Raw genomic sequence first — 13,249 nt, 5'->3', positions numbered from 1 at the left:
ACTTACTCCAAACGTCTTGGCGCCCGCGATAACGCCAACGCGAAAAATATCATGGCCATCAGCAAGAGCGCCAAGGCATTGGGAAGGATGATGCTCCAGACATTGCCGGCGAGAAAAACCGTCTGCAGGATCGCGACAAAATAACGGGCCGCGACCAAATAAGTAAACGCCTGTATCGGCGCCGGCATGCTGCTGATGTCGAATATAAAACCGGACAGGATGAAGGCCGGCAGGAAGGTCACGATAATCGCCACTTGACCGGCGACAAACTGGTTTTTAGCGGTAATGGAAATCACCAAACCCATGCCCAGCGCCACCAGCAGAAACAGGGTGCCGGTCAATAGCAGCACCCACAGCGAACCCTGCAGCGGCACTCGAAACAACCATACCGCCATTGCGATCGACAACAGCATGCCGCCCATGCCCAGGATATAATAGGGTATCAATTTACCCAACAACACCTCCCTGACGCTGGCTGGAGTTGCGATCAAGGCTTCCATCGTGCCGCGCTCCCATTCTCTGGCGACCACCAGGGCGGTGAGCAAGGCGCCGATCAGGGTCATGATGACGGCGATCAACCCTGGCACCAAAAAACTGCGGCTGCGCAAGGCGCTGTTATACCAGATGCGCTGTTCGACCCATACCGGCAGACTCGCCTGTTGTCCGTGTTGTTCGGCATATTGGGTTAGCCAGTTATTCCAGACCCCCTGTACATAACCTGAAACCAGCCGTGCGGTATTGGCATCGACGCCATCGAGTATCAGTTGAATCGAAGCCGGGGCGCGGCGGCCATGCAACTGGCGGTCGAAATCGGGGCGGATGCGAATGATGGCGTTGATCTTGCGGGTCTGCAGCGCAAGTCGCGCCTGTTTGATATCGGCAAAATAGGTGGCGTTGAAATAATCGGAAGCCTCGAATCCGGAGGTGAAACTGCGGGTTGCCGGCGATATCTTTTCGACGACCAGTCCGATCGGCACATTGCGGGCATCCAGCGATACCCCGTAGCCGAACAGCAACAATAAAAAAACCGGCATCACGAAGGCGATCGCCAGACTACTGGGGTCGCGCCGGATTTGTAGAAATTCCTTCCGAATCAGTCCTGTTAAGCGTAAATAGCGTGCAGACATGGTGTTTAAGCGCTTGCGTTCGTCGCTTCAAGTAAACGGATGAAAGCCTCTTCCATGCTGACGGCAGCCGAACATTCACTCCCGTGACTCTGTTGTTTGATTTCGAGCGGCGTTCCAGACGCCAGGATCTCGCCTTCGCAGAGTATCAACAAGCGGTCGCAATATTCCGCCTCTTCCATGAAATGAGTCGTGACCAGTATCGTCACGCCTTGCGCCGCCAAATCGTTGATGCGATGCCAGAATTCACGCCGAGCCAGCGGGTCGATGCCGGAGGTCGGTTCATCGAGAAACAGTATGTCGGGTTCATGCATCAACGCGCAGGCCAACGCCAAGCGCTGCTGATAACCTAAAGGCAGCTCGCCGCTGCTGGAATCGACGAAGGGGCTCAAGTCGAACTGTTGCAGCGCCCAGTCAATCCGGGCTCGGCGTTTTTGCCGGGATAGACCGTAGGCCTGACTGAAAAAATCGAGATTTTGCCGCACACTGAGTTGGCCGTATAGCGAGAACTTCTGTGACATATAACCCAGCCGCGACCGGGCGCGGGCGGCCGCTCGACGCAAATCGACGCCTGCGACGCGCAATTGACCGCCGCTGGGTGGCAACAGACCGCAAAGCATGCGAAAGGTCGTCGTTTTACCGGCGCCGTTGGCGCCCAGCAGGCCGAAAATTTCGCCCTGACGCACATTGAAAGACAGTTTTTTGACGGCTTGAAAGGAGCCGAACCAGCGATCCGCTGAGACGACGTCGATGACCGCTTCGCCACCATTCTGCGCCACAAAATCGTTTCCGGGATAAGCGCCGCTTGCCGATAATGCGCCGCCATCACGCCGCTGCCGCAACAGCATCACGAACACATCTTCCAGCCTGGGAGGCGCCGGTTCGATCTTTAGCTCAGCCGCGTCGGCGGCAAGCGTCGTTCCAACGGCTTGTGCATCGTCACCGATCACGACTCGAACCCCTTCACCCTGTATCGAGGCATCGATGATGCCGGGTGTTGCGGCCAGTTTGCGTTGAAGCTGTCGTTTGGACTGAGTTTTACTGGTCACGATAAAGCAGCGGCCGGCCGCCTTAGCGTGATACTGCGCCGGCGCCCCTTGCATCAATATCTGTCCTTGATCCAGCAACACCACATCACTGCAGCGCTCCGCCTCGTCCATATAGGCCGTGCTCAACAGCACGGTTGCTCCGGTTGCGCCGATTAATTCATCGATGATATGCCAAAGTTCACGCCGGGAAACCGGGTCGACACCGACCGAAGGTTCGTCCAGCAGCAGTAAACGCGGCCGATTGACCAGCGTACAGGCCAGGCCGAGTTTCTGCTTCATGCCGCCGGAGAGTTGTCCGGCCAGCCGGGAGCCGAATTTCGCCAAGCCGGTCATTTGGGTCAGTTCGGCGAAGCGACTGTCTCGTTCGGCGGCCTCGATACCGTGCAGATCGGCGTAAAGCGTCAGGTTCTCTTGAACGCTGAGATCTTCGTAGAGTCCGAAACGCTGCGGCATATAGCCGCTGAGTTTATGCAACTCGGTCGGGTTGATGGCGCTATCGTGTTCGAAAACCGTAATGTTGCCGGTATCCGGCAGCAATAGGCCGGCGGCCAATCGCAACAGCGTCGTCTTGCCGGCGCCGTCCGGGCCGAGCAAGGCTGTGACGCTGCCTGTTCGTAGTCGTAACGAGATGTCGCGCAAGGCCGGGGGGGCGGCGCCAAACGCCTTGCTGACGCCTTGCAACCTTAACGGCGCTGGCGTTTCGTTCATCGTTACGCCCCCGTACAGTGTTGCCTGCCCGTTACATCGGGCTGTATCAGCTTAATCGACACCGTCACCGGCATACCCAGGCGAAGTTGATGTTTGGGGTTGCAGGCGTACACGCGCACCTGATAGACGAGACTGGTTCTGAGTTCGACGGTTTCGACGGCTTTCGGCGTGAATTCGGCGGTCGGCGAAATATAGCCGACCCAACCTTGATAGGCTTGATCGGGAAAACTGTCCGAACGAATCTCGGCGACCATGCCCGGGCGCAGTTTGCCCAAATCCGTTTCCGAGGCGTAGACCCTGGCCCAAACCGGATCGGTCAGGGCTAAGGTAAACACCGGCGTTTGCGCATCCGCCATGTCGCCCGGCTCGAGCATGCGGTTCTGGATGACGCCGTCGTCCGGCGCATAAAGATGGGCGTCCTGCCAGATTTTTTTGGCCAACTTCAAGGCCGTTTGTTCGACTCTTAACGACGCGCGGGCCGCCTCAATATCTTCCTGGCGCGGACCGATGACGGTGAGCGCATGCAGTTCTCTCAACGCCTGCAGTTTTTCCCGGGCCGAATCCAGTTCCGAACGAGCGCGATCGGCGGCTTCAATCGACGCCAGCTTTTTTCGACTTAGCGTCTGTAGGCGTTTCAGCTCCTTGCCGGCGAAGTCGACTTCCGCTTCAGCCGCCTTGACGTCGGCGCGTGCTTTGGCGATTTCTTCGGGCCGGGAACCGTTGAGCAGCCGGTTCATAACCTGTTGTTGCTGAGCCAGACGCGCGGCGGCGCTGTCGATGGCGTATTGGAAGCGCTGCAGGTCCTGGATCGCCAGTAGTTGTCCCTGCTTGACGCGTTCGCCTTCCTGAACGACGATTTGCTCGATATGCTCCGGGTCGTGAAAGCTTAAATTAACCTGGCGGATATCGATGTTGCCGTACAGGGTCAATCGGTCTGGATCGGGCTGACCCGAGTGACGATAAAACCAGCCGGCCAAGACAGCGGAAATAAACAGCATCGCTGGCGCTATGAGCTTCTTTTTTTTCATAATGGATCGCCGGAAGAATTTCTATCTGGGTTATCTCGCGGACTTAAGCAAAATGTACACGATTTATCGTTAGCGCAGCTGAAATATTTGCTGGCAACGGTCCTGGTTCCGCTTATTTAAGCGAGGCGTTGGCTAAAAAAGCCAATGTTGCGTTGCGAACATTGTAGAATAGGGCGATGTTTAGATGGCGTAGTTTAGCAGGTCTCGGCAAACACGCCATCGCGTTTTTGAATATAGCTGCGGCAGGCATCGACGCATTCCGCCTTAGTGGCATAAGGACCGCTGATCATGTCGACCGTGTAAAACCACCAACCTCGTTCGTTAACGTAATAACGGTCCTGCGGTTTGAACAGTGGATTTACAGGTTTGCGGAATTTTGCTTTCATGATGCTATTTTAACCCGGAAATCTGTTTTGGCTTCTATGCCCGCTTCCTAAGCAGTAATTCCCAGTTTGGCGGTCAAAAAGGGCATGGGGTGTGTTTGGCGAGGATGTCGGCAGCAAGGATGCGGCCGTCAAGCCCCTAGGGATGGGTTTACGGCGCTCCTCGACAGACACACCCCATGCCCTAAACACAGCAAGAATGCTCAAATATGGGAATTGCTACTTCCTAAGGTTCGGCGTTGGCGCGATGTTTGACCGTGGTTTTTTAAGTTTTAACGGATAATATGCTGAATTTTAAAAATATATCCTTGCGTCGCGGTACCCGGGTGCTGTTTCGCGAGGCTTCTTTGATCATCCATAAAGGCCAGAAAGTCGGTTTGACCGGCGCCAATGGCGTCGGCAAGTCCAGTTTATTCGCGATGCTGCGTAATGAACTGCACGCCGATGAAGGTGAATTCTCGATGCCGCCTAATCTGGAAATCGCCCATGTCGCCCAGGAAACGCCGGCGCTGGACTGTGCGGCGATCGATTATGTGATCGATGGAGACCAGGAATTAAGGCGGCTGCAACGGCAATTAAAACAGGCCGAGCTGGACGGCGACGGCATCAAGTTGGCGGAACTGCATGGCGCGTTGGAGCATATCGGCGGCTATACCGCCGAGGCCCGGGCCTCGAGACTGATGAAAGGGCTGGGGTTTTCCGCCGAACAGGAAAATCATCCGGTCAATTCCTTTTCCGGCGGCTGGCGCATGCGTTTGAATTTGGCTCAGGCGCTGATGTGCCGTTCCGATGTGTTGTTATTGGACGAACCGACCAACCACCTGGATCTGGATGCGGTGATTTGGTTGCAGGATTGGTTGACAAAATATCCGGGCACCTTGTTGTTGATCTCTCATGACCGTGACTTTCTCGATGCGATTACCGATCATATCGTGCATATCGAGCAAAACAAGGCCGAGATCTATACCGGCAATTATTCCGCTTTTGAACGCATGCGAGCGGAAAAGCTGGCCCAGCAACAATCCGCTTATCAGCGTCAGCAGCGAGAAATCGCCCATATTCAGAGTTTCGTTAACCGTTTCAAGGCCAAGGCGACCAAGGCTAAACAGGCGCAAAGCCGAATCAAATCGTTGGAACGCATGGAGTTGATTGCGCAGGCCCATGTCGATTCGCCGTTCGGCTTCACCTTTGCCAAACCGGAAAAACTGCCGAATCCGTTGCTGAAAATTGACGAGGCGACCATCGGTTATGGCGACAACATCATTATCAATCAAGCTTCATTGTCGATTTCACCGGGCGACCGGATCGGTCTGCTGGGGCCGAATGGGGCCGGAAAATCCAGCCTAATCAAGGTGCTAGCCGGAGAAATGACGGCGCTTGGCGGAGAGGTGCAGACGGCCGAGGCGCTGAATATCGGCTATTTTGCCCAGCATCAATTGGAGCAGCTGCGGCTGGAGGAAAGTCCATTATGGCACCTGCAAAAACTGGATAACCAGGCGACCGAAAAGGACTTGCGCAATTTCCTCGGCGGCTTCGACTTCAGGGGCGATAAGGTCAACGATCCGGTCGGACCGTTCTCGGGCGGCGAAAAAGCCCGGTTGGTGCTGGCTCTGCTGGTCTATCAGAACCCCAACTTATTATTGCTGGACGAACCGACCAATCACCTAGACCTGGAAATGCGTCATGCATTGAGCGTGGCCTTGCAGGAATACGAAGGGGCGATAGTGCTGGTCTCGCATGATCGCCATTTATTGCGTTCGGTGACGGATCAATTGATACTGGTCGCCGATGGCGCGGCCGAACCGTTTGACGGCGACCTGGACGATTACCGCAATTGGCTGTCGGAACGGAAACGAGAGCCGGACGAAGCGGTCACCGAGACACAGCCCGCCGTTTCTCGCAAGGATCAGCGCAAACAAGAGGCGGAACGCCGTAAACGCCTGAAACCGCTGATGGATGCCTTGAAAAAGGCCGAGCAGCAGGTGGAACGGTATCACCGGCAACAACAACAATTGGAACAGCAACTGGCCGACCCGACGGTTTACGATGATGACAACAAAGAGCGCTTAAAGCAGTTGCTGGCGCAGAAATCGGATGTCGATCGTGACCTGGAGCAGGCCGAAGCGGACTGGATGGAGGCGGAGGAACAACTCGAACAAGCGGAATAGCCATGTATGAATACATCAAATTATTTTATGAAATAGTCATTTTCAGAAAAGGACCGCAGGATATTCCGGCTTCGCAGTGGTTACTGCGCCTTTTGATTCCGGTGTATATGGCGATCAATTTTTTGATTCTTAAATTGAGCGCCGATGCGTCCAGCGCCTTGCAGCAAGTGCTGGTCGAGGTTGTGTTGATCATCGTTTTCTCCTGGGGGCTGCTGAGTCTTTTCGGTAAGCCTGAACGTTTTCGGCAAACCGCCTGTGCGCTGTTGGGCACCGACGCACTGCTGAGTTTATTCGCCTTGCCGGCGATCGCCTCGCTGGTCGGCCAGGGTTCCGCCCCGGCATTCGTCGTCGTGGTGATTTTGATGTTGTGGCACTGGGTCGTGACCGGGCATATCCTCAAATACGCCTTGTCGCAGCCGCTGATTTTCGCCCTGGGGGTGTCGTTTTTATATATACTGGCGTCCTATCAAGTGATGGCGTTGTTGTTTCCAGAACTGGCTAACCCATAGAGGATTATTATGAATGTTTATCGACATATTTTACTGGCGGCCGATTTTTCCGATCATGGCCGGGAAGTAGCCCGCAAGGCCAAGTTCCTGGCCGACCAGAATCAGGCGCAATTGAGCTTAATTCATGTCGTCGACAATTTGCCTATTACCGATGCTTCCTATGGACCAATAATTCCCTTTGACGGAGACTTGACCGAAGAACTGATGGCGTCGGCTAGAAAGCGTTTGGCCCAACTGGGCGCCCAGTTGGAGGTTGCCGCCGAGAGGCAATGGTTGGAAATCGGCAGTCCCAAGCTGGAAATCGTCAGGGTTGCCGAGGAAAAAGAGGTGGATCTGATCGTCGTCGGTTCGCACGGTCGCCATGGTTTGGCGCTGTTGTTGGGATCGACGGCCAACGGGGTCTTGCATTACGCGAAATGCGATGTACTGGCGGTGCGCTTGAGAGATGATTGAGTTGGTGTTGGGAGGCGCCCGTTCCGGTAAGAGCCGTTATGCCGAACGACAGGCGCTGGCCGAGGATAAAGCGGTGATCTATGTTGCCACCGCCGAAGTCGGCGACGATGAAATGCAAAGCCGCATCGCCCGCCACCGGGCGGACAGGCCGGAGCACTGGTTGACGGTGGAAGAGCCGATCCGGTTGGCGGATACGATTAAGCTTTATACGACCGACGACAGTTGCCTGTTGATAGACTGTTTGACCTTATGGCTCAGTAATGTTTTGTTCGATCGGCGAGGGGGCTTGCAATTTGAGCGATTTCAACAGGAAAAGAGCGCGTTATTGTCAGTGTTGCAACGAACCTCCGGACGCATCATCATGGTCAGCAATGAGGTCGGCCACGGTGTGGTGCCGATGCAAAAAAACACCCGTCGCTTTGTCGACGAGGCTGGGCGCCTGCATCAGGATATCGCTCGCATCTGCGATCGGGTGGTGTTGGTGACGGCGGGTCTACCACAGGTGTTGAAATCGCCGTAAAATACTCTGATGTTCCGATGGTGATTTTTTCGTAACTATTCAGTATAAAAATGCTCTTACTATCAGTTACTTGCTCCAGAAGACGCCGTTCACCCAGCACCTAAATAAACGAAGATGATTTATCGCAGCCATTAGTCGATGGAATTTAGGTGCTGGGTGAATATATCCCTATTCCGCAAGCAATTGATAGTAAAAGGAATATTATCTCAGTATCAAGCTGAATAGTTACATTTTTTCAAAGATATTAACGCATAGATAATGAATTGGTTAGCAACGGCGATTCCCTCGTCCGATCGTGATTATTATCAGAAAGCGCGAGACAGACAAGCGCAATTGACCAAGCCCCCCGGGTCGCTGGGCATGTTGGAAGAAATTGCGCTGCGCTTGGCGGCGCTGCAACGCAGCGAAACGCCGTCGGTTGATCATGTTTGGGTATCGGTGTTTGCCGCCGATCATGGCGTCGCCGAGGAATCGGTATCGGCCTTCCCACAAGTGGTGACGACCGAAATGGTCAGAAACTTCGTCAATCAAGGCGCTGCGATCAATGTCCTGTCACGTTATGTGCGAGCGGATTTCGAGGTCATCGATGTCGGCTTGATCGAGGCGATCGACTGTCAGGGAGTCGTCGTCGATCGAGCCGGCAACGGGACCGCTAATTTTAGCGAGCAGGCGGCGATGACCTGCGAACAGCTTGAAAAGGCAATGAATGCCGGCAAAGCGGCCGTAACCAGGGCCTTGCATCAAGACGCGCGGCTTTTTATCGGCGGTGAAATGGGGATTGCCAACACCACCAGCGCCACCGCGCTGGCCGCGGCCTTGCTGGCTATCGATGCCGTTGAAATCACCGGTGCGGGAACCGGCTTGACCGAGGCGCAAGTCGAACACAAGACCGAGGTTGTTCAGTCGTCCCTAGAGAAACATCAATCTGTGCTTGAATCACCGCTTAAGATATTGCAATATCTGGGCGGCTTTGAAATTGCGGCCTTGGTCGGCGCCTACCTCTATGCGGCGCAACAGCGCTTACCAGTGATGGTCGATGGTTTCATCGCCACGGTGGCGGCGTTATCCGCGGTCAGCATCAATCCCCAGGTGAAGGATTGGTTGTTTTTTGCTCATTGCTCCCATGAAAAAGGCCATCGCCTGGTGTTACGGGCCTTGGAAGTGCGGCCGATATTGGATTTGGATATGCGCCTAGGAGAGGGCAGCGGCGCGGTGGCGGCGGTTCCATTGATACAGATGGCTTGCCGGCTGCATAACGAAATGGCGACATTCGCACAGGCTCGGATAACAACAGAATAAATCCTGTGCTTTTAGAAATTAAGGTAAAGAATTAATGATTGGACACATAGAGAGTTACGACGACAACACGCAGACCGGCGTTATCAAGTTTGAAGACAAGTTTTATGAGTTTCATATCGATCAATGGACCTTGGATTCCCCGCCTAAGGTCGGCGATGATGTCGATTTTGATATGGATGATGACGACACGGTAACCGAAGTCGGCCCGGTCGGCGCTTATTTGAAGGATACCAGACCGGTTAAGAGAAGATGGGTCGCCGTGGTATTGGGGTTTCTGTTTGGCGCGATCGGTTTGCACCGGATTTATTTGGGCTTTTATGGTCTGGGGATCGCCCAGATTTTGGTGACGCTGATTACCGGCGGCTACGGCGTGGTCTGGGGCTTTACCGAAGCGGTGTTGTTGTTGACCGGGCATATTTATAAGGACGCGAAAGGGCGTTTTTTGAAGTAAACGACCGCTTACGTGTATTCATTCGCCTTAGCGCTGCAATTTCTCACCCGAATTCCCGTCCCCTTTAGCTTCATTGCCAGTGATCGGCAATTGGGTTTGTCGGTGTTGTATTACCCGCTGATAGGTTTATTGATCGGCGCCATCGTGACCTTATTGGCTGTGCTGACAGAGGGCGCAGGAGAAGGATTGCAGGCCGCGTTACTGCTGACCGTCTGGGTCATGTTGACCGGCGGCCTGCATCTGGATGGCCTGGCCGACTGCGCCGATGCCTGGGCAGGCGGTTTGGGAGACCGGCAGCGCACGCTGGAGATCATGAAGGATCCGGCGGCCGGCCCGATGGCCGTGATCATGTTGGTTTTGCTGTTGTTGTTGAAATGGACGGCCTTAGTGGAAATCCTGGTTGATGGCGACTTGACGGTGTTGTGGTGCGCGCCGTTGTTGGGGCGCGCGGCGTTATTGCAATTGATGCTGAGCGCGCCTTATGTCAGAAAACAGGGTTTGGCCGAGACACTGATACAAAATCTGCCTAGATTGCCGGGAGCTGTGCTGGTGCTGATCATCGTGGCGCTGGTCTTTGCTGTGCTGGGGTTGATTCCGCTATTGGCGGCGGCGTTGATGTCGTTGCTGGTTTATGCGTTGGCGATGCAGCGCTTGGGCGGCATGACCGGCGATGTTTACGGGGCGACGGTGGAATTGGTCGAAATGGCGGTTTTGTTGACAGTGGCGATAGCATGAATGCGCCAGTAATTTCCAGTTTGAGCGTTTTAGCGGTGTTTAGGGCCCCGGGGTGTGCCTGTCGAGGAACACCGTGGGGGCATGACGGCGGAGGTCCTACCGCCGACATCCCCGCCAGACACCCCCCAAGCCCTCTTTGTTATCCAAATTGGAAATTGCTGTGAATAAGCACCGTTTTAGCGACGCTGAGATCGCCGCCGTTTACCGGGCCATAGCCGAGCGCCGGGATATGCGCCATTTTTTGCCCGACCCGGTCGATCCCGAGATTTTGCAACGCTTGTTGCAGGCCGCGCATCAGGCCGGCAGCGTGGGCCTGATGCAGCCCTGGCGTTTTATACGCATTACCGATAAGGCCTTGAGGGGGAAGATCCACGACCTGGTCGAGGATGAGAGGATAAAAACCGCCAAGGCTGTAGGCGAGCGCCATGATGAATTTATGAAGTTAAAGGTCGAGGGCGTACTCGATTGTGCGGAATTGCTAGTCGTGGCGATGCCGGATAAACGCGAACGACATGTTTTTGGTCGTAGAACCTTGCCGGAAATGGATTTGGCTTCGGCCGCCTGCGCCATTCAAAATCTGTGGTTGGCGGCTCGCGCCGAAGGTCTGGGGATGGGGTGGGTGTCGTTGTTCGACCCGCAGGCATTGGCGCGCTTGTTGGCGATGCCGGAAGGCAGTCAGCCGATAGCTATTTTATGTCTGGGACATGTTGCGGAATTTTATTCCAAGCCGATGCTGGAGTTGGAAAACTGGGCCAAAGCACAGTCGCTGGAGGCATTTGTCTCAGAAAATTGCTGGCGCGATTGATTATCGCTCAAATGCCTATAGAAAAAAGGGGACAGGCTACTTTTACTGGAACAAGAATCGGCCATGCCGCGCACACTGTTTGCAGAGCTACCTGATACAGGGTTAACCCTTTTTAAGCGCCAAACTGATGACATGGGAATTGCTGAGGTAGCTGCGAATTTATCCGCATTGCGCGGCTAAATCTGCACCTACCTTCACAATTGCCGACAGAATAATACCGACTATGTGCTCGCCTGAATCACCGATGGCAAGCCGTTGTGCCATCGGCGACCGGTTGAGAAATCCAGCGATGGATTCTTAGGGGTAAACGGAGCTCGCCTGCGGCCCGGGATCGGCTTCTTCTTCGACATAACGGACCTTGCTGCCGACTTCCAATGCATCAAACCCCTTGCCTCTGACGCTGTTGCGGTGAAAATAGAGTTCGTGGCCGTCTTCATTCGCCTCGATGAAGCCATGATCCTCTTCCGGAATCAGTCTTGCGACGACGCCATTGCCTTGTAGGTCATGCGTTTTGACCTCGCCTCGGATGATGCGGGAATAGTCCTCCAACTGCCTTCTCGCGGCTCTGAATGCGTCTCGAACGGCGACATAGACGTCCTCATGCGCATGTTTGTCATGATGCTCGCGACTCACCACCAGTTCCTTCTGCGGGGTCGTGATGTCGATGCGAACATGATAGAGATTGCCTTGATGGCTATGTTGATGGTCGGCCTCCACGGCCACCCGACAACTCATGATATGGGAGTTGAATTGCTCCAGTTTAGCCGCTTTTTCTCGAATGTTGGCCTCTACTGCTTCGGAAGGCGGGATGCCGCGAAAAATGATTTGTAGTGGAATTTGCATGATAATTGACCCTATTTGATGATTGCTTCACAGCAAAGCTGTCGTCGGGAATCGCACGGTCTATCGAGATCTAGGCTCGGCCGGCGATTTTCGGGCGGCTGAATTGTATGCGCCGCTTAGGATTATACTAATAATAATTTCCCGAAATAGTGTGAAACGGTCATTCGCTTTTCAGGGCGCCGTGAATTCATCTCTGGCAACTAATCGCTCCTGCTTGATGTCGGCTGACACCTGTAAATCGAGTGACCGAACCGACCCTAATCAGACATGAAGCAGAAGGCAGTTATTTTCGGCTATACCCTTATTAATGAAAGGTAACTATTCAGTATCTTTCAGGGTTTAGGGAGTAGACCATTGATTTCTCGGGACGCGTTCACCCAGCACCTAAATAAACGACGATAATAAACATAGCCAATAGTCTATGGTATTTAGGTGCTGGGTGAATACATCCATGGCAGCTAACGGCATCCTGCCTCACGCGGCACTTGCACTTCCCTGTGCGGCGTAAGCTCTGGCTGCAACGTCCTGTTGCAGACAGCCCGATAAATCAATAATCTACTCCCTCTGAAAAATACGCTGAATAATTACAATGAAAGTTACTTGATCTCTATGCTTTTGCGTTTGCTTTTTTCCAACTTGGGCAAGCTAATCGCTAAGATGCCGTCTTTGAAGCTCGCTTTTGCTTTGTCGCTGTCGACATTGGCCGGTAACGATAAGGTGCGCTGAAATTCTCCCCGGCTGATTTCCTGACGGTAGTATTGCTTGGTTTCTTCCTTCTCTTCTTTTTGGCTTGATGCTCGGATCGTCACGGTGTTTTCACCGATAGAGACATCGAGATCTTCTTTTTTGACCCCTGGCAAGGCGGCCTGGATTTCAATTTCACTATCGTGATCGATGATGTCGACATTGGGTAAGTTTTCTCCGACGAAAAGATCGCTTTCAGACCACTCCGGAAGCCTCCCCTGAAAAGGCCGCGGCCAGCGTCTCGACAAGAAATCATCAAACCAACGATCCAGGTCGTCAAAAGCCACAAGATTGCTGCTTGGAGAAGTTTCTCGGGTCACGTTTATTTCTTTATCTTTTTTAGCCATGATAGACTCCCTTGTAAATTTGGTCGAAAGAAACGGAAGTAATGCCGCACTAACCCGGATCATTGAAGATGAAAGACACTGCA

At 54.0% G+C, this 13,249-nt stretch carries 14 protein-coding genes; 8 read left to right on the top strand and 6 right to left on the bottom strand.

All coding sequences use genetic code 11. The features are described from left to right. Positions 1-2: 2 nt before the first annotated feature. The 4 genes from Q9L42_RS02260 to Q9L42_RS02245 all read right to left on the bottom strand — a co-directional run bounded on the left by Q9L42_RS02260 (position 3) and on the right by Q9L42_RS02245 (position 4,295). A complete protein-coding gene (locus Q9L42_RS02260; RefSeq protein WP_349431817.1) occupies positions 3-1,127 on the bottom strand; it encodes an ABC transporter permease in 1,125 nt (374 codons plus the stop codon). A gap of 5 nt (positions 1,128-1,132) precedes the next feature. Further along, positions 1,133-2,881 (bottom strand): ATP-binding cassette domain-containing protein, encoded by a 1,749-nt coding sequence (locus Q9L42_RS02255; RefSeq protein ID WP_349431816.1) that lies wholly within the window; start codon positions 2,879-2,881, stop codon positions 1,133-1,135. Positions 2,882-2,883: 2 nt separating this feature from the next. Continuing rightward, positions 2,884-3,909, bottom strand: coding sequence for an efflux RND transporter periplasmic adaptor subunit (locus Q9L42_RS02250; protein ID WP_349431815.1), 1,026 nt, complete (start codon positions 3,907-3,909; stop codon positions 2,884-2,886). A gap of 194 nt (positions 3,910-4,103) precedes the next feature. Next, on the bottom strand, positions 4,104-4,295 hold the full coding sequence (locus Q9L42_RS02245) for a hypothetical protein (protein ID WP_305910054.1): 192 nt from the start codon (positions 4,293-4,295) through the stop codon (positions 4,104-4,106). A gap of 281 nt (positions 4,296-4,576) precedes the next feature. On the opposite strand from Q9L42_RS02245, the gene Q9L42_RS02240 reads away from it, so the two are divergent. The 8 genes from Q9L42_RS02240 (at position 4,577) to bluB (ending at position 11,232) form a co-directional block, all read left to right on the top strand. Then, positions 4,577-6,460 carry an ATP-binding cassette domain-containing protein gene (locus Q9L42_RS02240; protein WP_305910055.1) on the top strand — a complete coding sequence of 628 codons (1,884 nt, stop codon included), beginning with the start codon at positions 4,577-4,579 and terminating at the stop codon, positions 6,458-6,460. Between the two features lie 2 nt (positions 6,461-6,462). After that, complete coding sequence (locus Q9L42_RS02235) at positions 6,463-6,969, top strand: hypothetical protein (protein WP_305910056.1); 507 nt, start codon at positions 6,463-6,465, stop codon at positions 6,967-6,969. 9 nt (positions 6,970-6,978) lie between these two features. Continuing rightward, entirely contained in the window at positions 6,979-7,422 is a 444-nt protein-coding gene (locus tag Q9L42_RS02230) for a universal stress protein (protein ID WP_305910057.1), read from the top strand. Further along, positions 7,415-7,942, top strand: coding sequence for a bifunctional adenosylcobinamide kinase/adenosylcobinamide-phosphate guanylyltransferase (gene cobU / locus Q9L42_RS02225; RefSeq protein ID WP_349431814.1), 528 nt, complete (start codon positions 7,415-7,417; stop codon positions 7,940-7,942). The genes Q9L42_RS02230 and cobU overlap by 8 nt, the downstream gene beginning before the upstream one ends. A 258-nt stretch (positions 7,943-8,200) precedes the next feature. After that, a complete protein-coding gene (gene cobT / locus Q9L42_RS02220) occupies positions 8,201-9,241 on the top strand; it encodes a nicotinate-nucleotide--dimethylbenzimidazole phosphoribosyltransferase (RefSeq protein WP_349431813.1) in 1,041 nt (346 codons plus the stop codon). 34 nt (positions 9,242-9,275) lie between these two features. Continuing rightward, a complete protein-coding gene (locus Q9L42_RS02215; protein WP_305910059.1) occupies positions 9,276-9,692 on the top strand; it encodes a TM2 domain-containing protein in 417 nt (138 codons plus the stop codon). 12 nt (positions 9,693-9,704) lie between these two features. Then, the gene (locus tag Q9L42_RS02210; protein ID WP_305910060.1) at positions 9,705-10,427 is read left to right on the top strand and encodes an adenosylcobinamide-GDP ribazoletransferase; all 723 of its coding nucleotides are present in this window, start codon (positions 9,705-9,707) and stop codon (positions 10,425-10,427) included. Between the two features lie 160 nt (positions 10,428-10,587). Next, positions 10,588-11,232 (top strand): 5,6-dimethylbenzimidazole synthase, encoded by a 645-nt coding sequence (gene bluB, locus Q9L42_RS02205; protein ID WP_305910061.1) that lies wholly within the window; start codon positions 10,588-10,590, stop codon positions 11,230-11,232. Positions 11,233-11,529: 297 nt separating this feature from the next. Here the strand turns inward: bluB and Q9L42_RS02200 are convergent, their stop codons facing one another. Next, entirely contained in the window at positions 11,530-12,075 is a 546-nt protein-coding gene (locus Q9L42_RS02200) for an HPF/RaiA family ribosome-associated protein (RefSeq protein WP_305910062.1), read from the bottom strand. Positions 12,076-12,671: 596 nt separating this feature from the next. Then, a complete protein-coding gene (locus Q9L42_RS02195; RefSeq protein ID WP_349431812.1) occupies positions 12,672-13,166 on the bottom strand; it encodes an Hsp20/alpha crystallin family protein in 495 nt (164 codons plus the stop codon). Positions 13,167-13,249 lie beyond the last annotated feature (83 nt).

The sequence above is a fragment of the Methylomarinum sp. Ch1-1 genome (assembly GCF_030717995.2).
Lineage (GTDB): Bacteria > Pseudomonadota > Gammaproteobacteria > Methylococcales > Methylomonadaceae > Methylomarinum > Methylomarinum roseum.
The sequence above is the reverse complement of the archived record's forward strand: the minus strand, read 5'-3'. Positions and strand labels throughout refer to the sequence as shown.